Origin of the sequence: Veillonella atypica (assembly GCF_041431435.1) — a bacterium.
Lineage (GTDB): Bacteria > Bacillota > Negativicutes > Veillonellales > Veillonellaceae > Veillonella > Veillonella atypica.
On the sequence record NZ_JAPVXV010000006.1, the window covers coordinates 87,233 to 111,057 of the forward strand.

A 23,825-nucleotide genomic window follows, 5' to 3' on the forward strand; every position below is an offset into this window, starting at 1 on the left:
ACATAGGTCTTTTATTTTGTGATAAAATATAACTATTGTATTGAGGAATGAGGAAAATAGTATGAATAATATATCGTATATAGCCGCTGTTGATCCAGGGAATGAAAAGACCGGTGTAGCTATTCTTTCACAAGCAGGTGAGTTAATATATCGAACCATTGTAGAAACTAAGACATTTAATAGTTCCTTTGAAAGTATATTAAGTACTTATCTTGGTATACATCATATCGTATGTGGTAATGGTACCAATCATAAGCATTTGTATCCATCTATACAACAAATTGGGCGCAATCATAAAATTACGACGAGTTTGATCGATGAATCACATAGTACTGAAGAGGCTCGAAAATTGTATTGGCAATATAATCCACCTACCGGTTGGCGTAGATTCGTACCAAAAGGCATGCAATTTCCACCTGAACCAGTAGATGATTTAACAGCCTATGTCATTGGTAAGCGATATACTAAACAATTGAAGGAAGAGGATTATAATAAACTTCAAGACTGTAAAGTAGAAGATGATTTAGAAGCTAAACGTTTAGCAGCAATTAAAAAATTATATAATGAAGGAGATACACATGAGTAATGTGATAAAAAAGATGCATTGGTCCAGTATACTACTGCGATGTATTTGGATGATTATAGGGGCCCTGATTTATACGGTGGGCCTAGATCTATTTTTAGTGCCAAATAATATCATCGATGGTGGCGTTGTTGGTATATCTTTGATGACAGCTGAACTTACGGGGATATCGTTTAGTATATTTGTAGTATTAATTAATATTCCATTCGTGTATATTGGCTATCGCATTAATGGCAAGGTATTCACCATATCTACATTGTTCTCTATCGTTTGGATGGCCATATTTTCATCCTTTGCCCATGAATTTACTCCGATTACAACCAATCCCTTTTTAGGTGCCATTTTTGGTGGTATCATACTTGGTATTGGCGTAGGCCTTATTATACGTAATGGGGGCTGCTTAGATGGGTCGGAAATCGTAGCTATTATTTTTGATAAACGAACTACATTTTCTGTAGGCGAGATTGTAATGGCCATGAATTTAGTCATCTTAGGGGCTGCCGGATTTGTATATAGTTGGGATAGTGCTATGTATTCCTTAGTAGCCTATTTTATCGCCTATAAAATGATCGATATTACAATTACAGGCCTTGAGGAATCAAAGGGTGTTATGATTATTACTGATGCAGAGAATTCAGAAAAAATTGCGGATACATTAAATGCAAAACTAAATCGAGGCGTTACCATATTATATGGTGAAGGTGGTTATTTGAAAACACCTAAGCATGCATTGTATTCAGTTGTAACTCGTTTAGAGATTACGCGTTTGAAGGATGCTGTATATGAAGTGGATCCATCAGCATTTATAACTATTCAAGATGTACACGATGTATTTGGTGGACGTTTTACTAAGAGTGGACATTAAGGGGGCTCTAATGAATAATAAATTTGTAAAAGAAACATTAGATTGGATATATGCCATTGTATTGGCGCTAGTTATTGCAATGGTCATTCATATTTTTATCGTACAACCAACACGGGTATCCGGTGAATCCATGGAGGATACGTTACATAATGGTCAATATTTAATCGTTACCAAGTGGCAACATATTATGCGTGATGTACCTGATTATGGTCAAATTGTTATCATTGATAGCCGTGTGAATCGTGAACGCACATGGACGGATGATGTGAAAGAACCATTGATGAACTATGTGAGTGTTATCGATAAATCAGCTCAAACAAATGATGTGTGGGTAAAACGTGTGATTGGTAGACCAGGTGATACATTAGAATTTAAAGATGGTCACGTATGGCGTAATGGAGAAGAGTTACAAGAACCTTATACAAAAGATCCAACAATGAACTATAACCGTTCTACACCTGTTGTAGTACCTGAAGGACATGTTTTTGTAATGGGGGACAATCGAAATCATTCGAGTGATAGTCGATTCATCGGACCTGTACCTGTAGATCATGTACTAGGTTTTGTAGAATATGCCCTATAACAGATAATAAAATATAGAAATCTAAGGTCTTAAGTGTTACAGCTCAATACTATAATGCTTTATATGAGAACGTATATTACTAAATTGTAATGTACGTTCTTTTTTATATATTATATGAAGTACTATATTGCTTGCAATCTATCTCTTTTATACATATAACGATGAATGATTTGTATAATCAATATCGTTTACAATGATATTGAAAATTGATATTATTTTTATGTTATGTGAATTTTTTATAGAGAGGTTTAGATGATGAATAAGAAAAATCTATCTTTAGCAGTTGCCGCATTATCTGTTGTGGGCGTAACGACAGCCTTTGCTGCCAATCCTTTTTCTGATGTAACACCTGATAGCTGGGCCTATCAATCCGTATCGCAATTAGCTAGTGCTGGCATCATTAATGGATATCCAGATGGTACGTTTAAGGGCCAAAAGGATATTACCCGTTTTGAAATGGCTCAAATGGTTGCTAAAGCGATGGCAAACCAAGATCGTGCTAATGCAGAGCAACAAGCGATGATTAATCGCTTAGCTGATGAATTCTCTAATGAATTGTCTAATTTGGGTGTACGCGTAGCCGCCTTAGAGGACCGTGTAGGGAATGTTAAGTTTACTGGGGATGCTCGTATTAACTATGTTGAAAAGGAAGGCATTGATAATCTAGATTCGGAAGGTAAATTTGCAGCTCGTGTACGTTTGAATATGGATGCTAAAGTTAATAAGAATACATCTGTGAAAGCGCGATTAACGACAGGATCTATTGAATTTGGTGATGCAGCAAAAGATCATACTATGTCTTTTGATCTAGCTTATGTGGAGCACAAATTCGGCAAGAATCATATGGTAGATATTGGTCGCTATACACAAAGCTTTGGTGATGGTTTAATTTATTCTAGTAATTTTGATGGTATTGGGTATACAACACAAGTTGGAAAAGTAAAAGTTAATGCCGCTTATGGTTACCCAACACTAGGTCGATTTAGTAAGGCCTCTAAAGATAATAATACTGAAATGGCGCTTATTAACCTTAGTGCACCAGTAAATAAACACTTAAATGTAGGTGGTATGTTTGCTCATGTAGGTACTACTAACGTTAAAATGGGTAATGGCAAAACTATTAATGATTTTAACAATGTATATGGTTTTAATGCACAATACAATAGTGGCAAATTCGCAACTAATGCTGAGTGGGTGACTGCAACAGGTCTTAGCAATAGTGATGTATGGAATGTAGGCGTTAAATGGGGCGACTACAAAATCAGTAAGAAAAACTCCTGGCGTGTAGCTCTTGATTATTACAATCAAGAAAAGAATGCTCCTGTATTCAAAACACAAAAATATGAAGGTAATGACTTATATGGTAAGTCTCGCTATGAAGGCTATAAAGCATGGCAGCTTAGTGCATCCTATGCACCAGAAAAAAATGTAGGCATTACAACATATTATGGCTTCCATGCCAAAACACAAGAAGGCCATAAGGTAAATGATTACTATCGTGCAGACTTGTTATTTAAATTCTAATTAATGCTTATGAAATAAGATCTATCAGAGATGATAGGTCTTATTTTTTATTATAACTGATTAATTAAAACAATATTTATTAGTTTTTCGCATTAATTAGGATAGTATGATAGCTTAAAATACATTCTTTTATACTTAAATAAAATGAAATTTCATAAAATTTAATTTTGATAAATATAGATAAATACTGCTTTTGTTGTATAAAATTATTTCATGAAAGGAATTTCATCATATTTAATTGCATAAAATGCTTTACAAATTTGTTGACCGGATGTATATTGACATCACAGAAAGACAACACACCCAGTTGTGGTGATATACAAGAACAGAAGAAGAGGAAACGTGGATACTCATCAGGATGTTCTTATATAGATCATAACTAAATGTACAGTCTTCTGATAATATATATTTTTTTCTAAATTTGTTAGTCAAAAAGACTATATCAGAAAGAAGGAATCTATTATGAAAAAACAATTCGCAGCAGTATTTGCAGCAACAGCTCTTTTAGGTGTAACAAGCGCATTCGCAGCTAACCCATTCTCCGATGTAACTCCTGATTCTTGGGCATACCAAGCTGTATCTCAATTAGCAGCAGCTGGCATCGTTAATGGTTACCCAGATGGTACTTTCAAAGGTCAAAACGATATCACTCGTTACGAAATGGCTCAAATGGTAGCTAAAGCAATGGCTAACCAAGATAAAGCTAATGCAGAACAACAAGCAATGATCAATCGTTTGGCAGATGAATTCTCCAATGAATTGAACAACTTGGGCGTACGCGTTTCCAAATTGGAAGACCGTGTAGGTAATGTAAAAGTTACTGGTGATGCTCGTATCCGTTATCAAGGCTCTGAAGACAAAGGCGTTTACAAAGATGGTAGCAAATCCTTAACTGATGGCCGTGCTCGCGTTCAATTCAATGCAAAAGTAAATGATAAAACTGATGCAGTAGTTCGTGTTAAAGGTGGTTATGAATTCGGTGATGCTTCCAATGGTACAACTGCTAAAATTGACCGTGCGTATGTAGATCACAGATTTGGTCAAAACGTATCCGCTAAGGCTGGTCGTTTCAACCAAACAATTGGTGGCGGTTTAATGTACGATGATACATTCGACGGTGCTCAATTGAACGTTGGTAACGATAAAATCCAAGTACAAGGTGCTTATGGTTACATGATGGAAGGCGCTGCAGAAGGTCAAGCAAAATCTGATAACCCATCTGTATCTTATGTAGGTGTTAAAGGCAAAATCGGTCAAGAATCCTCCGTTGGTGGTTTCTACTCCAGATTGTCTAGCGGCAATTTAAAACATAATGGTGTAGCAACTCCAAATGACCATCAAAACGTATACGGCTTCAATGCAGACTTCCGCAAAGATAAAGTATGGGTTGGCGGTGAATGGTTGAAAGCTTCTGACGTAGCTAATTCTCAAGCTTGGACAGCTGGTGTAGGTTATGGTAACTACGACATCGCTAAGAAAGGTACTTGGGATGTGAAAGGTCAATACTTCAACCAAAAAGCTAATGCACCTATCGTAAGCTCCACTTGGGATCAAGCATATGATTTAACTAACACAAATAACGGTTATAAAGGTTATGTAGCAACAGTTGATTATGCTGTACAAGATAACGTAGGTTTAAGTGCTGGTTATGGTTTCAACTCTAAAGACCAAAGCGGTAAAGACTTATCCGATTTCTATCGTGCAGAACTTAACTACAAATTCTAATTGATAAGTAAATAACACTATTATGAAAACCATCTCTTAATAACATATAATAGTATATAAAGGAGTCCTCCTTAGAGGGCTCCTTTTTGTATGTGAAAATGGTTACATGCAATATGTAGTATGAGTATAAAATGACTCAAACATGAAGCTATATTAATAAATAGAAATAATTAGAATATATTTAATAAGTATAATTTAATAATAATGATGAGAATAAATATCATTATAAGAAAAAATGGATAAATTTGTATAAAATTTTGATTTTTTTGAGTTGTAAAAAATTTAGATAAAATCTAACTTTTCCAAGATTTCAAAAAATAAATTTTTTAAAATGAGAATGTAAATGAGAAAAAAGGGTTTACATCAAAATTTCTTCGTGCTAATATCATGGCAACAAGAGGCGGTAAGCAAAACATACTGAAATCTCGATGAAGAATTATGGTGAGGAAACGTGGACACTCCCAAGAGAATTCTAAATCTTGAAATTAGAATGAATTGTGAATCGCAACTTGTGAAAACAATTTTATTCTTATTTTTCAGAAAGAAGGAATTCAACTATGAAAAAACAATTCGCAGCAATCTTTGCAGCAACAGCAGTTTTGGGTGTAACTACTGCATTCGCAGCTAACCCATTCTCCGATGTAACTCCTGATTCTTGGGCATACCAAGCAGTTTCTCAATTAGCAGCTGCTGGTATCGTTAACGGTTATCCAGATGGCACTTTCAAAGGCCAAAACGATATCACTCGTTACGAAATGGCTCAAATGGTAGCTAAAGCTATGGCTAACCAAGACCGCGCTAACGCTGAACAACAAGCTATGATCAACCGTTTGGCTGATGAATTCTCCAACGAATTGAACAACTTGGGTGTTCGTGTAGCTCGTTTGGAAGACCGCGTTGGTAACGTAAAAGTAACTGGTGATGCTCGTCTTCGTTATCGTGATGCTGAACACAAATCCTCCAAATTTGATGCTCGTGCACGTGTACAATTCAATGCAAAAGTAAACGACCGCACTGACGCAGTAGTTCGTTTGGCTACAGATTCTTTTGAATTTGGTAATGCTAAAGCAGATACAAGTGCAAAAGTTGACCGTGCATATGTAAACCATAAATTTGGTGAACGCGTATCCGTTAAAGCTGGCCGTTTTGGTCAAGCAATGGGCGCAGGCTTAGCATTTGATGGTACTTTTGATGGTGCTCAATTCAATGCTGGTAACGACAAAGTTAACTTCCAAGCTGCTTATGGTTATGCAGTATCTGGTCTTGCTGAAAATAACCTTAAAAAAGTTAACCCTGAACTTGCTATCGTTAATTTGAACGGTAAAGTTGGTAAACATGCTAATGTAGGCGGTTTCTACACTCGTGTAAATGGCGAAGACTTCAAAACTGCTGCTACAGCAACTTCAGCTGCTAAAGCTTATAAAAATATCTATGGCTTCAACACAGACCTTAACTTTGACAAAGTATGGGTTGGTGGCGAATGGTTGAAAGCATCTAACGTAGATAAATCTCAAGCTTGGACTGCAGGCGTTGGTTATGGTGCTTATAATCAAGCTAAACAAGGTACTTGGGACGTTAAAGCTCAATACTTCAACCAAAAAGAAAATGCTCCAATTGTTGATACAACTTGGAATCATGGTTATGATAAAACTTATACTCAAAATGCTAAAGGCTGGATGGCAACTGTTGACTATGCATTGCAAAACAACGTTGGTTTGTCCGCTTACTACGGCTTTGACTGGAAAACTCAAAATGGTACTGACAAAGGTGACTTCTACCGTGCAGACCTTAACTACAAATTCTAATTTGATAGTTACAAATATAAAAGGGACTCCTTCGGGAGTCTCTTTTTTTGCACCCCTTATAAATGGTATAATAGATAAATACAGTAATTATATAAGGAGGTCTGCTGATGAATCCTTCTTTTTCACATATTCAGATGGTGGCCATCGATTGTGATGAAACATTGTTGCGCAGTGATAATACGGTGTCAAAGTATACTAAGGATGTTCTGCATCACTTGCAAGATAAAGGCATTCGTATCACTATTGCAACGGGTCGCATGTATCAAACGGCAAAGCCTGTTGGCATGTCATTACAGCTTGGTAATGTGCCGATGATATTATTTTCTGGAGGTCTCATCCAAGAATTGGAATCAGGTCGCAAGCTATTTGAACGGACTGTGCCATTAGATACAGTACAACGGATTTGGAAAATAGCAAGTCAATATGGTTGGCATATTCAATCTTATGTAGATGATCATCTATTGTGTCATCATCAGGATTGGCAATCGGATTTATATGAACGTCAAACGGGGGCTAAAGCTGAATTTTTAGGCGATTCGTTGTATGAACTTTCACAAGAGCCGAATAAATTAATTGCTATAGATACTGTTAAAAACATAGATTCTATTATTGATACATTGACGCCCATTGTAGGCGATACGGCTACATTAGTGCGGAGCCAACAGGATTTTTTAGAAATCATTGCACCTCATGTGTCTAAGGGCGATGCATTAGAGCAGTTAGCACAGCAATATGGAATTGGTCTAGATCATATCATTTCCTTTGGCAATGCAGAGAACGATATATCTATGTTATCTAAAACGGGGTACTCAGTAGCCGTTGAAAATGCGGTAGATCATGTAAAATCGGTAGCCTGTGAGGTATGTGGGCATCATAATGAAGACGGCGTAGCTCATTGGATTGAAGAACATTTATTATAATGGAGTAAGGTATGGAAGCATTTCGTTTATTAATCGTAACTGGCATGTCTGGTGCTGGGAAAACACAGGTATTACAGGCTTTAGAAGATATGGGCTACCTTTGTGTAGATAATATTCCGCCTGTATTAATTCCAAAACTGAGTGAAATTTGTCGCCAAGGTGGGGTCCGCACCAATCGCGTGGCCCTTGTCGTGGATATTCGTGGCGGAGAGTTTTTTGAGGCTTTGTCTGCTTCGTTAGAGACCTTGAATGAGATGAAGGTAGATTATGAAATCGTGTTCATGGATGCTAGCGATGAAACGTTGATTCGTCGTTATAAAGAGTCTCGCCGTAGTCACCCGCTCGCACCAAGCGGTCGCATTACAACAGGCCTAAGAAAAGAACGTCAAATTCTTGATTCTGTGCGCCATAAAGCGGATTATATTATCGATACAACGGATATGAAAACCGCATCCTTAAAGGAATACTTGAAAAAACGCTTTACTCAAGTGGCGGATAAACACGGCATGTCCGTAACTGTTGTGAGCTTTGGCTTTAAATACGGCTTGCCATTGGATGCAGATATGATTTGGGATGTTCGTTTCTTGCCAAATCCATTCTATATTCCAGAATACCGTCATAAAACGGGGCGTGTACAGGTTGTTAACGACTATATTCACTCCTTTGACGTAACGGATGAATTTAAAACACACTATTTTAATACCATGGATTTTCTTGTGCCTAATTATGAGAAGGAAGGAAAAGCTCAATTTATTGTAGCCGTTGGCTGTACAGGCGGTATGCACCGCTCTGTTGCCATGGCAGAGGCTTTGTATGCTCATTTATTAGAAAAAGGTTATCGTGTCACGGTGGAACATCGGGATATGATGAAGAATAATGTGGAAGAAGATTTTAATCCACATCAAGCAGATCTAGGGGATTAAAAGGGGATTATATGTTACGAAAACGTTGGTTCCGGTGGTTAATCCCGGGCCTTAATATAAAACGTTGGCTTGCTCTCTATAGCTTAGGGGTAGGCTTATTAATCATAGGCATTTCACTATTATTTAACTATCAATGGTTATCGTATATAGAGGATATTGTTCTTGCCTATTCCTATTCCTTAACGGGATATTATAATTACAATGTATTGATTTTAGTGGGCGCAGTACTTATCGGTATAGCGGCTGTCTTGATTTTAGTTGGTACGAGCAAGGTTATTAAAACCATTATCCGCGCTGTTTTACCAGATCCATCTAGCAAGGTATCGGATATTATCTTTCAAAATATCCGTCTTGATAAAGGACCTAAAATCGTAGTTATTGGTGGTGGTACGGGCTTATCCAATTTATTGCGCGGTTTGAAAGCTCACACATCTAATTTATCGGCTATCGTTACAGTTGCCGATGATGGCGGTTCTTCCGGTCGCTTGCGAGAAGATTTTAAAATGATTGCACCTGGCGATTTACGCAACTGTCTTGTGGCTCTTGCAGAACAAGAAGGGGTTATGGAAAATCTTTTTCGCTATCGTTTTGAAGGGAACAATGAGCTCTCTGGTCATAGCTTTGGGAATCTCTTTATTACGGCGTTGGCACAGGTTTATGATGGCGATATAGAGGAGGCCCTCGAAGCGGCTAGTAAATTATTGCGTGTCCGCGGTCGTGTCATTCCGTCGTCTACAGAATTTATTCAACTCAGTGCTGAACTCATTGATGGCACAATTGTGGATGGTGAAAGTAATATTCCACACGCAGGAAAGAAGATTAAACGCGTATTTAGTAGTCCTGAACATCCAAAACCAGAAGGCGCTGCATTGCGCGCCATTGATGAAGCAGACGTTATCATATTAGGGCCTGGTAGTCTCTATACGAGTATCATTCCTAATTTATTGACTGACAAAATCGCGGACCATGTGCGCGCTAGTAAGGCCAATAAAATTTACATTGCCAATGTAATGACACAACCTGGTGAAACGTCAGGCTACACATTGGCTGATCACGTACAAGCTATCATCGACCATAGTGGGGGAGGCATCATCGATACGGTTCTCGCCAATGATGGACCTTTGCCAATTCAAATGGTAGAACAGTATAGCGCAGTTGGTTCAGAACCTGTGGCCATCGATTCTAAACGTTTACAAGATATGGGGATTCGCACGGTTAGAGCAACGCTCATTAGTCAAGAAAAACCTGCTATTCATGACCCAGAACGTTTAGGTAAGGTCCTTATGGATATCATATATGCTATGAAATCAGATATGGAACCACGGGTATTAGAATATTATTTACGCCGTGCTGATCATTAGAAAGGAAAACCTATGTCTTTTGCAGAAGATGTAAAAAATGAATTATGTGCCTATGAGCCTGAAACGGATACCGATGTGGCCATGAAGATTGAAGCATCCTGCTTATTGCGCATGGGTGGTTCCTTATTGCTCGGTATGAAGGGAGCTATCGGTATACGACTAGCCACTGCTAATAATGCGGTGGCTAGACGTTTGCTAGGCATACTTAAAAAACAATACGAATTGCCGACCCATGTTATGGTACGCCAAGGTTTAAATTTGCGGAAAAAGAATATGTATACATTAACGGTGGATCCATCTCAAGAGGGGCGTCAAGCCTTAGAAGATTTGGCATTGTGGCCTGTTACCGAACAGTTGCCACGGAAGTGGTTACACTCAATGGAGGCGCGACGCGCCTTCTTGCGCGGCGCTTTTTTAGGAGGCGGATCCGTTAATAAACCACAAAGTGATTACCATCTAGAGTTTATGACGGGCAACGAAGCTTTTGCACGAGAAATTGTATATGTATTGAAATTATTTCACATTCATGCAGGCCTAACAGAGCGTAAAGAAGAATATGTGGTATATCTTAAAGAAGGCGATGCGGTAACAAATTGTTTACAGGTCATGGGTGCTCAATCGGCATTGATGGAATTTGAAAATGTACGCATCATGAAGACTGTTCGCAATCAGATCAATCGACAGGTAAATTGTGAGACTGCAAATTTACAAAAAACCGTAGATGCAGCGGTACGTCAAGTGAAAGCCATCCGTATATTGGATGAGCATATAGGTATTGATGCATTGCCGGATAAATTGAAAATTGTTGCTAGATTGCGCTGGAATAATCCGGAAGCAAGTTTAAAAGAATTGGAAGAAATGATGAATGGTACCTTATCTAAATCAGGTATTGGACATCGTTTGAAAAAGTTAGAAGCATTAGCCCTTACATATGATCCTATGGGGCTGGAAGAGGTTTAATATTATGTTATTTAAGAAAACATATAAGCTAGCGACGATGTTAGCAGTTATGGGAGCATTAACAGGTCATGCAGCAAGCGATATTGATTTGAACTCCATAGGATATTTTTCGTTTACTCCATTACCAGCGGAATTACAAGCACAGAAGGATACATTGCTATTATCTGATAGTCCTGAATATGTAGGTCCCGTAGGCGGCGTTTTAAGTGCTGGTAGCATTAATGGGAAAGGGCGTATCTACTTTTACCATGTAAATGAAATGGCTGAACCTCATAAGATTGCCATTATCTTGGAGAATACCGGTAATGAACCAAATGGCATTGCCGTGTTCCGTGAACTAAAATCCATCGCCACATCAGATTATTTTGCGGCGGGCCGCGATTTATCACGAAAGGAATTAGAGCAACCATTGACGGATAAACCATTGTATTCCTTTGTGATGCCTCCCAAAAGTCGTCAACTCGTATTTACTGATTTAGAACACTCCCCAATACCTAAAGATGCTTTATTTACAGGCATCGTAGATTTGCAAACAAGTGCTCCTGTATTTGCACGGGTTATGATGATTCCTATGAATCTGAATTCTATTGAGTCCTCGTATTGGGTGAATAATTTGCCTATAGACCATGTGCGGTTGCGTGGTACTTTCACCGGTGCTGAGCGCGAAATGGCAGTAACAAAAGAATATAATACCACATTAGGTGGCGCCTATGTGGAACTGGGTAATGATAGAGAAGACCGTTTTGTAGAGGGCGTGGATGAGCTCGATAATAAAGCCTATGTTAAGGACGCAGGGAACTATGGTATTTCTTATACCGTTAAAATTCCTACAAGCGGCGAGGATCCTTTCCGCCTCTATTTCAATCCATTAGGCGGCGGTTATTCGGGTTCTTTTACTGTGAAAGCACAACGTCGTTGGCAGAAGGCACCTAGTGAAAGCATGACCTATCACATCGGTGGTGACGACGGACTGATGGCATTAGGTCATAATACTGTATTAGATTCTCGATACATGGGGAATTATTACGGTGGTGATACGTTGACCATCGAGTTCATGCCGGCTGGTGCTTCGAATTTACCAGTTCGTTTTTTACTGATTCCAGAAGCGTTAGCAAACCCTCAATATGCGCGCATATTGGCTACTAATGAAGCGGGTCAGCGTGCATTAGAAGCAGAGGCACAAAAAGAAGCAGCTGAAGCAGCTAAGAAGGTGGCTATTGAAGAAAAATATGTAGCAGCGAAAACGCAAAAAGAAGAACAAGCTCATCAATTAGCAGAGGCAGCTAAATTAGCGGCTGAAAAGGCAGCTGCTGCTCATAAAGCAGCTCAAGATAGACAGGCTGAATTAGATAAACGAGATGCAGAGGAACAAGCTAAACTCAAGGCAAAAGCCGATGCAGCTGCTGAACGAGCACGTGCTAAAGCGGAAGCTGATCGACAATTGGCTGAACAAAAAGCTAAGGCTGATGCCCAAAAAGCGGAAGCAGCACGCATTGCAGCAGAGCAAAAGGCGAAAGATGATGCGGCTAAGGCTGAAGCGGCTCGTATTGCAGCCGAACAAAAAGCCAAGGCTGATGCTCAAAAAGCAGAGGCAGCACGCATCGCAGCCGAACAAGCAGCTCGTGAAAAAGCGGAACGTGAGCAAGCTGCTCGAGAAGCAGCCGAGCAAAAAGCTCGTGAATATGCAGCAAAATTAGAAGCACAACGGTTAGAAGCGCAGCGTAAGGCTGAAGAAGAGCGTATTCTTGCTGAACAACGTGCAGAAGCAGCTCGTATTGAAGCAGAGCGTAAAGCGGCAGAACAAGCGGCTAAAAACGAAGCAGAACGCCAAGAAGCGGCTAGAAAAGCAGAAGCGGCGCGTCAAGAGGCGGCTCGTCAGGCCGAGGAAAAACGCAAGGCTGCAGAAGCCAAAGCAGAGGCTGATCGAATTGCAGCCGAAGCAAAACGCACTGAAGAGGCTAGAAAAGCCGAAGAAGCTCGTCAGGAAGCATTGCGCAAAGCCGAAATGGCTCGACAAGAAGCGGCACGTAAAGCTGAGGAAGAGCGCCTAGCAGCTATTGCAAAAGCTCAAGAAGAAGCGCGTAAAGCCGAAGAACGTCGTATTGCAGAGGAAGCAAAACGGGCCGAAGAAGCGCGTAAAGCCGAAGAAGCACGCCGTGCCGAAGAGGCTCGTAAGGCAGAGGCTGCAAGAATTGCGGAAGCAGAACGTATTGCTGAAGCAGCACGCCAAGCTGAGGAAGCTCGCATCCGCGAAGAAAATCGCGCTGCAGAAGCGGCACGTAAAGCAGAGCGTGAACGTATTGCGAAAGAACAAGCAGAAGCGGCTAGAAAAGCCGAAGAAGCTCGCCAATTGGCTGAAAAACGGTACCGTGAATACGAAATTGCTCAAGAACAAGCCAAAGAGGCACGCCGTCGTGCTGATATTCAACGGGAAGCTCAGAAAAAAGCAGCTCAACGGGCTGAAGAAATCCGCTTAGCTGCACAACGACAAATTATCGCTAAGCGAAACGCAGAAATTGCACGTCAAAAATTAGCCGAAGAACGTGAAGCAGCGCGTATTGCAGCACAAGGTGGTAAACGTCGTAGCTTTGCCGAGTTAGATGATGTTAATACATCTGCCAATCAAGATGAAGATACTACACAAAATGCGGTATCTATTGATCAGTTGACCAGAAAACAACAGTAAACGAATCGGTGGATTTACATATTAAATCGGATGCCTTTTGAGGCATCCGATTTGTGTTTCTTCATGGGAATTACATTGACTTTCACAGGTAATTTCAGTACAATGAATAGAGATAAGTGCAATATACAGTACGAGATACTGTAGCATTACAAAATCCCTTTTAAATTGGTCCAGAGAGGCTAAAAAAGGACATATAGTTGAAGCGCCCTCAAGGGCTTCTTTGTGCAAACTATTCGACCTTTTGCCCTGGGGCAAGAGGTCTTTTTTGTTATACGGTTAGGAGGCAATCATGGGACAAGTGAGCTTGCATGGCAAACATTTGTTAGGGTTACAACATGCTACACCTGAAGAAATTAAATTAATTCTAGATGTAGCGAAAAAGATGAAGAAGGTTGTTTTGTCTGATGACAAAAAAATCCCTTATTTGAAAGGTAAGGCGATTATCAATCTATTCATGGAACCTAGTACACGTACGCGTAGTTCTTTTGAACTAGCAGGTAAATATTTAGGGGCAGATGTAATCAATATTACACCAAGTGGTTCCTCTATGGGTAAGGGTGAAAGCTTCCGCGATACATTATTAACATTGTCCTATATGGGGACGGATGCCATCGTAATGCGCAGTAGTGCAGAAGGGGCTCCTCTCTATGCGACAAAAGCCGTTGATCCTATCATTATCAATGCTGGCGATGGTGCCCATGAACATCCAACACAAGCATTGCTCGATATGTTCTCCATCATTGAACGCAAAGGTTCATTAGAAGGTAAAAAAGTCGTTATCGTAGGCGATATTATGCATAGCCGTGTAGCTCGCTCCGATGTTTACGGTCTTACTAAAATGGGGGCCGACGTTCACTTGGCAGGTCCTCGTACTATGCTCTATCCTGAACTTGAAAAAATGGGTGTTACCATTCATCACGATGTGCGTGAAGCTGTAAAAGACGCAGATGTTGTCAATGTTCTTCGCATCCAATTAGAACGCATTCACTCTGCTCTATATCCAACAAATCGCGAATATGCGCGTATCTTTGGTATCAATAAAGATGTATTAAGCCTAGCAAAAGATGATGTTATGGTAATGCATCCAGGCCCAATGAACCGTGGCCTTGAAATTTCCCCAGATGTAGCCTACTGGGATCAATCCGTAATTCAAGAACAAGTACGCAATGGTGTATCCGTTCGTATGGCTGTGTTGTACTTAACAATTCATGGAGGTGACGGTAGTGAGCTTGCTTATTAAAAATGGTACGGTAGTCAATCCGGCAAAACAACAACATGAAGTAGCAGACGTTCTCGTGAAAGATGGTAAAATTGCAGCCATCGGTCAAAATTTAAGTGCAGATGGTGCTGAAGTATATGATGCAACAGGACTTATCGTAGCACCGGGTCTTATCGATATTCATACACATTTGCGCGAACCAGGCCAAGAAGCAAAAGAAGATTTCCATTCTGGTACACAAGCGGCAGCTGCTGGTGGTTTTACACGCGTCGTGACCATGGCGAATACAACACCAGTAGTAGATAATGCGGCTCTTGTACGAGGTTTGAAAAAACAAGCTGAACTTACTGGTGTCGTAAAAGTAGAATTCATCGGTGCTGTATCCAAGAACCTTGAAGGTAAAGAACTTGCTGAATTAGGTGATATGGCTGAGGCTGGTGTTGTAGCGTATTCTGATGATGGACACTATGTAGAAAGTGCTGCTTTCATGCGTCGTGCGTTGGAATATTCATCCATGTTCAATAAAATGGTTATCGACCATGCAGAAGATATTAGCTTGACTAAAAATGGTCATATGCATGAAGGTTTCGTATCTTATGAAATGGGCGTTATCGGTCGTCCAGCTGTAGCTGAAGATTTGGCGGTAGCTCGCGATATTTTACTAGCGGAAATGACAGGTGGTCATATCCATATCGCTCACGTAAGTAGTAAAAATACGGTGGATATGGTACGCCGTGCAAAGGCTAAAGGGGTTAATGTAACTTGTGAGGTAACAAGCCAACATCTATCCTTTACTGATGAATATTTGCGCGAATATAATCCTGCTTTCAAAATGGCACCGCCAATTCGTTCTGAAGATCATCGTCAAGCATTGCTAGAAGGTTTAAAAGATGGCACCATTGATGCTATTATCACTGACCATGCACCACATGCATTCGAAGAAAAAGACCACGAATTCTGCTGCGCTCCAAATGGTTTTAGCGGGCTTGAAACATCCTTGGCTGGCGTTATTACTAATGCCTATGGCCCAGATAAACTTAGCATCGACCAAGTGGTGTACTACATGAGTACACGTCCAGCTGAATTGATGCATCTAGATGCAGGTGTATTAGAAGTTGGTAAACCAGCGGATATTACAGTATTCTCTACTACAGAACAATGGACTGTAGATAGAAATAAATTCTATACAAAAGGTAAAGTCAGCCCATTTGATGGCATGATTGTTACTGGTAAAGCAAAACTTACCGTTGTAGACGGTAACATCGTTATGAAGGAGGGCGTGGTCCTATAATGAAAGGCAAATTAGTTCTGGAAGATGGTTCCGTATTTGAAGGTTCCTTATTAGGCGGCGCTCCTACAGTGGGCGAGGTTGTGTTTAATACAGGCATGACTGGATATCAAGAAATTTTGACTGACCCATCCTATGCGGATCAAATTATTACATTAACATATCCACTCGTTGGTAACTATGGTACATTAAATGCTATTACACAAGGTCCTAAACCATACTGTAAAGGCTTTATCGTAGGTGAACTATGTGACTTCCCATCCAATTGGCAAAATGAAGGTTTGTTCAGCGAATATTTACGTTTGCATGGCATTCCTTGCCTCTATGATGTAGATACGCGTGCTATTACTCGTACTATTCGTAACCATGGTGTTATGAAAGGCGTACTTGTGCGTGCTGATTATCCGATGGAAGATATTCAAAAATTATTTAAACAAGATTTGCCTACAGACCAAGTTATGCGCGTCACTACAAAATGGCAAGGCATGCGTGGCGATAAAAATGCAGAATTCCATGTGGCTGTAATGGATTATGGTGTAAAAGAAAATATTCTTCGATCCTTAGAGCTTGCTGGTTGCCGTTTAACTGTGTTCCCAGCAGATTCTAAGGCAGAAGATGTACTCGCTGTTAATCCTGATGGCATTTTCTTGTCCAATGGCCCTGGAGACCCTCAAGATCTAGGTTATGCAGTAGAAGAAGTGAAGAAAATGTTTGGTAAGAAACCAATCTTTGGTATCTGCATGGGTCACCAAGTATTGGCACAAGCATACGGCGGCACTACATTCAAACTTAAATTTGGTCACCGTGGTTCTAACCACCCTGTACAAGATCTTCGTACAGGCCGTGTATATATTACATCTCAAAATCATGGCTTTGCCGTAGATGATTCTTCTTTGCCTGATTATATTGAAATCACACATCGCAGTGTGAATGATGGTACTGTAGAAGGTATGCGCCACAAAGAATTGCCAATCTTCTCCGTACAATACCATCCAGAAGCGTCCCCTGGACCTACTGATAACCTATATTTGTTTGATGAATTTGAAGATATGATGAGAAAGGGAAAATAATATGACCACAGAAGCAAAAAAAGTACTCGTAATTGGTTCTGGTCCAATTATTATCGGCCAAGCAGCAGAATTCGACTATGCTGGTACACAAGCGTGCCGTTCCCTTCGTGAAGAAGGCTATAAGGTAGTATTGGTTAACTCTAACCCTGCAACAATCATGACTGATACAGATATTGCAGACCGTGTATATGTAGAACCTATTAGCCTTGAATTCGTAACGGAAGTTATTAAAAAAGAACGCCCTTGGGGCTTATTGGCAACATTGGGGGGCCAAGTAGGTCTAAATATGGCCGTTCAATTATCAGAAGCTGGCGTACTCGAAGAGTATGGCGTTAAGTTGCTTGGTACGACATTAGAAGCTATTAAACATGCAGAAGATCGCGAATTGTTCAAGGAAGCGATGAAGGAAATCAATCAACCAGTTCCTGAATCCGACATCTTCAATGACCTTGAAGAAGCCGTAGCCTTTGCAAATCGCATCGGCTATCCTATCATCATCCGTCCTGCTTATACATTGGGCGGTACTGGTGGCGGTATTGCGCATAACGAAGATGAAATGTATGAAATCACACGCCGTGGTTTGAAACTTTCACCAATTCACCAAATCTTGGCGGAACGTTCCGTTGCAGGTTGGAAAGAAATCGAATACGAAGTCATGCGCGATAGTGCAGACAACTGTATCATTGTATGTAACATGGAAAATATCGACCCTGTAGGCGTACATACAGGTGACTCCATCGTTGTGGCACCAAGCCAAACATTGAACGATATTCAATACCAAATGCTTCGTACTGCATCTGTAGATATTATTCGCTATTTGAAAATCGAAGGTGGTTGTAACGTACAATACGCATTGAATCCAGATAGCAACGAATATATCGTTATCGAAGTAAATCCTCGTGTATCCCGTTCCTCTGCATTGGCATCTAAAGCAACTGGTTATCCAATTGCTAAGGTAGCTGCAAAAATTGCAGTAGGTATGACATTGGATCAAATTACCAATGCTGTAACAGGTGAAACAAAAGCATGCTTCGAACCAACGCTTGATTATGTAGTAACTAAGTTCCCTCGTTGGCCATTTGAAAAATTCAATTTAGCAGACCGTACATTGGGTACTCAAATGAAGGCCACAGGCGAGGTCATGGCTATCGACCGTACCTTGGAAGGTTCTTTATTGAAAGCTATCCGCTCCTTGGAAATCGGTTTAGACCATATTGAGCTTAAGAAAATCGGTCATGAGTCTATGGAACAATTGATTGAACGTTTACATTTAGTAGATGATGAACGTATCTATGTGGTAGCTGAAGCACTTCGCAAGGGGATTAGCGTAGAAAAAATCCACTACATTACTAAAATCGATACATTCTTCATTGAAAAAATTAAGAATATCGTCAATGTAGAAAAAGCGTTAACTGAACATGGTTTGACTCAAGATGTATTGCGTTTAGCTAAACGCTATTCCTTCCCTGATACTGTTATCGCACGCTATGCGAATACAACTGCAGAAGAAGTAAAAGCGAAACGCAAAGAATGGAATATTCTTCCAACTTATAAATATGTAGATACATGTGCTGCAGAATTTGAATCCAAAACACCGTATTACTACAGTGCTTATGCACAAGAAGACGAAGTTAAACCACTCGGTGAAAAATCCGTTGTCGTACTTGGTTCCGGTCCTATCCGTATTGGTCAAGGCGTTGAATTCGATTACTGCTCTGTACATTCCTCTTGGGCTCTTCGCAAAGCGGGTTACCAATCTATTATGATCAACAATAACCCAGAAACAGTGTCTACAGATTTTGATATTTCCGATTCCCTATACTTCGAACCATTAACAGTGGACGATGTTATGGAAATCATCGATAAAGAACAACCAGCTGGCGTTATCGCTCAATTCGGTGGTCAAACGGCTATCAACTTGGCGGGCCCTTTGGCTAAGCGTGGCGTAAAAATCCTCGGTACATCTGTAGATAGTATCGATATGGCGGAAGACCGTGAACGTTTTGACGAATTGTTGGCAAAACTTGGTATTCCTCGTCCAGTAGGTGCTCTTGTTACATCTGATGAAGAAGCACAAGAAGCAGCTAAGAACTTAAAATATCCATTGATCGTTCGTCCTTCCTATGTATTGGGCGGTCGTGCTATGGAAATCGTATACAACGATAAAGAACTTGACCTATACATGAAGGAAGCCGTAGTAGCGTCTAAAGAACATCCAGTTCTTATCGACCGTTACATGGTTGGTATGGAAGTAGAGGTTGATGCTATTTCCGACGGTACCGACGTATGTATCCCTGGTATTATGGAACAAATCGAACGCGCCGGTGTTCACTCTGGTGACTCCATGGCCGTTTATCCAGCACAACATTTGAGCCAAGAAATTATCGATCAAATCGTAGATTATACACGTCGTATCGCAATTGGTCTTAATGTTAAGGGCGTTCTTAATATTCAATACATCGTGGCTGATGGCGAACTTAATGTAATCGAAGTTAACCCTCGTTCTAGCCGTACTGTACCATTCATCTCCAAGGTTACAGGTATCAATATGGTAGAATGTGCAACTCGAATTGCTCTTGGTGAAAGCTTAAAAGATTTAGGCTTACCTTTAGGTCTTGTACCTAATAAACCATACGTGGCTGTAAAAGCACCGGTATTCTCCTTCTCTAAAATGGGCCTTGTAGAAATTGCTCTTGGACCTGAAATGAAATCTACTGGTGAAGTTATGGGTATTGGTCGTACCTATTCTGAAGCATTGTTTAAAGCTATCAATGGTGCAAACATGCGTATCCCAGAAGATGGTACAATTCTTATGACTGTAGCAGATCGCGATAAAGCAGAAGCTTGTGAACTTGCAAAAGGTTTCATCGACCTTGGCTATCACATCGAAGCGACTGGTGGTACAGGTAAATACTTCATCGAACATGGTGTTAATTGTAAGGTCGTTAATAAAATCCATGAAGGCGAAGACAACTGTGCTGACCACATTCGCCAAGATAAGGTGGATCTCGTACTTAATACATTGACAGCTGGTAAACGGCCTGAACGTGAAGGTTTCCAATTGCGCCGTCTCGCTGTGGAAATGGGTACACCATGCTTAACAAGTCTTGATACAGCTCGTGAAGTATTGCGCGTTGTAGCAAACCGTAAAGATGACGCTAACTACAATGTAGAAGCATTACAAGATTTTGAATTGGAGTAATACCATGAGTGGCTATGTAGAACAGGGCGAAGTCGTTCGCAATGAGCAAATAGGATCTGATGTGTGGATTATGGATATTCACGCACCAAAACAAGCAGCAGAAGCAAAGGTAGGGCAGTTTTGTAATGTTCGCGTAGCGAACTCTACGGCGCCATTATTGCGTCGCCCTATTAGCTATGCTGGATTTGATGCACAAAAGGGTACCATTACCCTTTTGTACCGTGTCGTAGGCAAGGGGACGGATATTATGACTCGCCTCGTGCCTGGTGATACATTAGATTGTTTAGGCCCGTTGGGCGAACCATTTGTAACATCTGAGAATATGCTTCTCGTTGGCGGTGGCGTTGGTATTGCACCGATGCTTTGTATTGCCTCCCATTTACAAATGGGTGAATCTGCACAAGTTATATTGGGCTTTAGAAATGAAAGCGAAACCTTCTGGGCTGATTTGTTCAAGGATACAACTGTACAGGTTCATATCACAACAGATGATGGTAGTGTAGGAACAAAGGGGTTCCCAACAGCTATTATGCCTGAACTAATTAATTCTAATACATTCACTTCCGTTATGACTTGTGGCCCTACACCGATGATGAAAGGTGTGGCTCAAGTGGCTAAAGAGCTCAATGTACCTTGCCAAGTGTCATTAGAAGAACGGATGGGCTGTGGTACAGGTGGTTGTTTAGGTTGTGCTTGTGATGGCGTAGGTGGTAAGCGCTATAAGGTTTGTAAAGATGGTCCTGTATTCCCAGCTGAGGAGGTGTTCTTTTAATGAGTGAACGCGATTTAAATAACACCGTTACACCGAATCCAAAACTCGCCATCGATTATTGCGGTATTAAGATGAAAAATCCTATTATCGCTGCATCTGGTACCTTTGGAAATGGTCCTGAATACGCTGGTTATCTAGACCTTAGTAATGAGGTGGGGGCTATCTCTGTGAAAGGATTAACGCCTAAAGGTCGTCATGGTAATCCGGGCCCTCGTATTGCAGAAACTCCATCTGGTGTATTGAACTGCATTGGCCTTGAAAATCCTGGAGCAGAGCATTTTGTTACGGATATTTTGCCAGAACTTAAGAAATATGATGTACCGCTACTAGCTAATATGTCTGCTGGTACAGTAGAGGAATTTGCTTGGATGGCAGAAACACTATCTGTGGATGGTATTGCAGGCCTTGAAGTCAATGTATCATGTCCAAATGTAGAGAGTGAAGGTATGGCATTTGGCGTAGACCCAAAGGTTGTTGAACAAGTAACTAAAGCGGTTCGTAAAGTAACCGATAAGCCGGTTATCGTAAAACTTTCACCAAATGTAACAGATATCGTTGAAATTGCAAAGGCTGTAGAAGCCGGTGGTGGTAATGGGGTCAGCCTCATTAATACATTGTTAGGCATGGCTATTGATATTCACCGTCGCAAACCATTGTTAGGTAATATTTATGGCGGTCTATCTGGTCCAGCAGTAAAACCTGTGGCGCTTCGCATGGTTCACCAAGTCTATAAAGGCGTTACTATTCCTATTATTGGCCTTGGTGGTATCATGAGTGGTACAGATGCTATCGAATTTATGATGGCCGGTGCCCAGGCCGTACAAGTTGGTACCGCTACGATGGTTGATCCAACCGCGATTTCTCGTATTGCTCGTGAAATGGGCGATTTTGTAGAACAATATAATCTCAATAGCATTACTGACATTGTTGGTGCTGTACATCAATAATAGTCGCGTAGCAACAAAAAAGCAGGAATTGGCAATGCCAGTTTCCTGCTTTTTCGCATATATGTAATTATTTCGCATCAATATTGGTAAATGTATTATACGTAGGCCTTATAGAAATCTATAAATTGTTGTGCCACTGGTGAAAGGGCATGACCTTTTAAGGTTATGAATGCTTTTTTGTAGTCACCGGAAAATTCAGGTAATTTAATGCGTGACATTTTGCGGTGATTTACCATTTCTTTGGCATCCATTGGGACCAGTGCTACCGTACGACCGGATGATGCCCATTCAATGGCCGATGTTTTGGTAGTCGTAATAGCGCTCACATTTAGATGTTCCATATCCGTTAAGGATGATTGCATAATCATTCTTACAGATCCACCAGATAAGGAGAGGGGGCATTGTTTAATATCATCCCAGGTAATGGTATCGTGTTCGCGATCAGTCCAAAACACATCGCGTCTAAACAATGCGTATAGATGTTCCTCTTGGGTTAAGAGAATATCAAATTTTTCAGTATCTACCATTTGGATATTAGCAATTCCAATTTCTGCACTGCCACTGATGAGCTGTTTTACGACATTGGTCATGAGTCCTTCGTAAATCTCAAAGTGTACAGATGGATATTTCATGGAGAATGCCGGCAAATATTGTTGTACGATGGGGGTGGAACGGGATGCGGAGGTAGCGATGCGCAGCGTACCTTCGATACGTGAATTTAACTGTTGTACTGCATTATACGTGGATTCTTCAATAGAACATAATTGCTGTGCTTTTTCATAAAAAATTTTACCTGCATCGGTAAGTTGTAAATTGGAACCTCGTTGACCTCGTTTAATATTGATGAGTTGAGCTCCAAATTCTGCCTCTAAATACTTTAACTGCTTACTCAAAGCCGGTTGTGTAATGTGGAGAATTTCTGCAGCTTGTGTCATGTTTCCTGTTTGAACAAGGGTTATAAAATTGTGATAATACGATGTGTCCATAAAATCCCCCTTTAATACACAAATCATAATAATTAAAATTTATAACTAATAAAGGAATAGTTATTTTACCTTTTAAGAAATGTCATATATACTATACACATCAAGAGAATAAAAGCACATAAAAAGTTGTTTTAATAATCTCATCAATATTTTTGATATAGTTGCATTGACTAGGAAAGTGAGTACTACTATGGGCGTAGTAAAAAGAACATTAAGTAAAGCAATTCGCAATTGGGAAGCACGTAGATTAATGACAGCACATAATGCTGGTGTTAGTCGTAAAAAACAATTAGAACGCGTATGGCCACATCCATTGACAACGGAAAAACGTCATGAAATGAATCAAGGCATTACTGGTTTAGTTCATAATGGCAACTAATTAGTTAGTGTACGAATTGATTGAACA

19 protein-coding genes are annotated in these 23,825 nt (G+C 40.3%); 18 read left to right on the forward strand and 1 reads right to left on the reverse strand.

Going from position 1 to position 23,825, the window contains the following annotated elements; translation table 11 throughout:
- Positions 1–61: 61 nt before the first annotated feature.
- From O3598_RS08440 to O3598_RS08520, 17 genes are all read left to right on the forward strand, one after another.
- Positions 62–586 (forward strand): RuvC family protein, encoded by a 525-nt coding sequence (locus tag O3598_RS08440; protein WP_005376625.1) that lies wholly within the window; start codon positions 62–64, stop codon positions 584–586.
- Entirely contained in the window at positions 579–1,448 is an 870-nt protein-coding gene (locus O3598_RS08445) for a YitT family protein (protein ID WP_371452370.1), read from the forward strand. The genes O3598_RS08440 and O3598_RS08445 overlap by 8 nt, the downstream gene beginning before the upstream one ends.
- A 10-nt stretch (positions 1,449–1,458) precedes the next feature.
- Entirely contained in the window at positions 1,459–2,031 is a 573-nt protein-coding gene (gene lepB / locus O3598_RS08450; RefSeq protein ID WP_287502458.1) for a signal peptidase I, read from the forward strand.
- Between the two features lie 252 nt (positions 2,032–2,283).
- Positions 2,284–3,555, forward strand: coding sequence for an S-layer homology domain-containing protein (locus O3598_RS08455; RefSeq protein ID WP_371452372.1), 1,272 nt, complete (start codon positions 2,284–2,286; stop codon positions 3,553–3,555).
- Between the two features lie 462 nt (positions 3,556–4,017).
- Positions 4,018–5,280: an S-layer homology domain-containing protein gene (locus O3598_RS08460; protein ID WP_227041455.1), complete on the forward strand. Its 1,263-nt coding sequence runs from the start codon at positions 4,018–4,020 to the stop codon at positions 5,278–5,280.
- Between the two features lie 557 nt (positions 5,281–5,837).
- Positions 5,838–7,085, forward strand: a complete 1,248-nt coding sequence (locus O3598_RS08465) for an S-layer homology domain-containing protein (RefSeq protein ID WP_371452374.1) — start codon at positions 5,838–5,840, stop codon at positions 7,083–7,085.
- 107 nt (positions 7,086–7,192) lie between these two features.
- Positions 7,193–8,005: a Cof-type HAD-IIB family hydrolase gene (locus O3598_RS08470; RefSeq protein WP_371452376.1), complete on the forward strand. Its 813-nt coding sequence runs from the start codon at positions 7,193–7,195 to the stop codon at positions 8,003–8,005.
- Positions 8,006–8,016: 11 nt separating this feature from the next.
- The gene (rapZ, locus tag O3598_RS08475) at positions 8,017–8,928 is read left to right on the forward strand and encodes an RNase adapter RapZ (RefSeq protein WP_005383013.1); all 912 of its coding nucleotides are present in this window, start codon (positions 8,017–8,019) and stop codon (positions 8,926–8,928) included.
- An 11-nt stretch (positions 8,929–8,939) separates the two neighbouring features.
- The gene (yvcK, locus tag O3598_RS08480; RefSeq protein ID WP_005381793.1) at positions 8,940–10,289 is read left to right on the forward strand and encodes a uridine diphosphate-N-acetylglucosamine-binding protein YvcK; all 1,350 of its coding nucleotides are present in this window, start codon (positions 8,940–8,942) and stop codon (positions 10,287–10,289) included.
- Positions 10,290–10,301: 12 nt separating this feature from the next.
- Positions 10,302–11,249, forward strand: a complete 948-nt coding sequence (gene whiA / locus O3598_RS08485; protein WP_005377900.1) for a DNA-binding protein WhiA — start codon at positions 10,302–10,304, stop codon at positions 11,247–11,249.
- Positions 11,250–11,253: 4 nt separating this feature from the next.
- The gene (locus O3598_RS08490; RefSeq protein ID WP_371452378.1) at positions 11,254–13,935 is read left to right on the forward strand and encodes an ATPase; all 2,682 of its coding nucleotides are present in this window, start codon (positions 11,254–11,256) and stop codon (positions 13,933–13,935) included.
- 289 nt (positions 13,936–14,224) lie between these two features.
- On the forward strand, positions 14,225–15,175 hold the full coding sequence (locus O3598_RS08495) for an aspartate carbamoyltransferase catalytic subunit (protein ID WP_005377928.1): 951 nt from the start codon (positions 14,225–14,227) through the stop codon (positions 15,173–15,175).
- A complete protein-coding gene (locus tag O3598_RS08500) occupies positions 15,159–16,445 on the forward strand; it encodes a dihydroorotase (RefSeq protein ID WP_005377927.1) in 1,287 nt (428 codons plus the stop codon). Before O3598_RS08495 ends, O3598_RS08500 begins: the two co-directional genes overlap by 17 nt.
- Complete coding sequence (carA, locus tag O3598_RS08505) at positions 16,445–17,512, forward strand: glutamine-hydrolyzing carbamoyl-phosphate synthase small subunit (RefSeq protein ID WP_005377893.1); 1,068 nt, start codon at positions 16,445–16,447, stop codon at positions 17,510–17,512. The genes O3598_RS08500 and carA overlap by 1 nt, the downstream gene beginning before the upstream one ends.
- A gap of 1 nt (position 17,513) precedes the next feature.
- A complete protein-coding gene (gene carB / locus O3598_RS08510) occupies positions 17,514–20,714 on the forward strand; it encodes a carbamoyl-phosphate synthase large subunit (protein WP_371452380.1) in 3,201 nt (1,066 codons plus the stop codon).
- Between the two features lie 4 nt (positions 20,715–20,718).
- Entirely contained in the window at positions 20,719–21,486 is a 768-nt protein-coding gene (locus O3598_RS08515; RefSeq protein ID WP_371452382.1) for a dihydroorotate dehydrogenase electron transfer subunit, read from the forward strand.
- Entirely contained in the window at positions 21,486–22,433 is a 948-nt protein-coding gene (locus O3598_RS08520) for a dihydroorotate dehydrogenase (protein WP_156930784.1), read from the forward strand. Before O3598_RS08515 ends, O3598_RS08520 begins: the two co-directional genes overlap by 1 nt.
- 95 nt (positions 22,434–22,528) lie before the next feature.
- Here the strand turns inward: O3598_RS08520 and O3598_RS08525 are convergent, their stop codons facing one another.
- On the reverse strand, positions 22,529–23,419 hold the full coding sequence (locus O3598_RS08525; RefSeq protein ID WP_005381802.1) for a LysR family transcriptional regulator: 891 nt from the start codon (positions 23,417–23,419) through the stop codon (positions 22,529–22,531).
- Between the two features lie 190 nt (positions 23,420–23,609).
- On the opposite strand from O3598_RS08525, the gene O3598_RS08530 reads away from it, so the two are divergent.
- Positions 23,610–23,798 carry a hypothetical protein gene (locus O3598_RS08530; RefSeq protein WP_005377902.1) on the forward strand — a complete coding sequence of 63 codons (189 nt, stop codon included), beginning with the start codon at positions 23,610–23,612 and terminating at the stop codon, positions 23,796–23,798.
- Positions 23,799–23,825 lie beyond the last annotated feature (27 nt).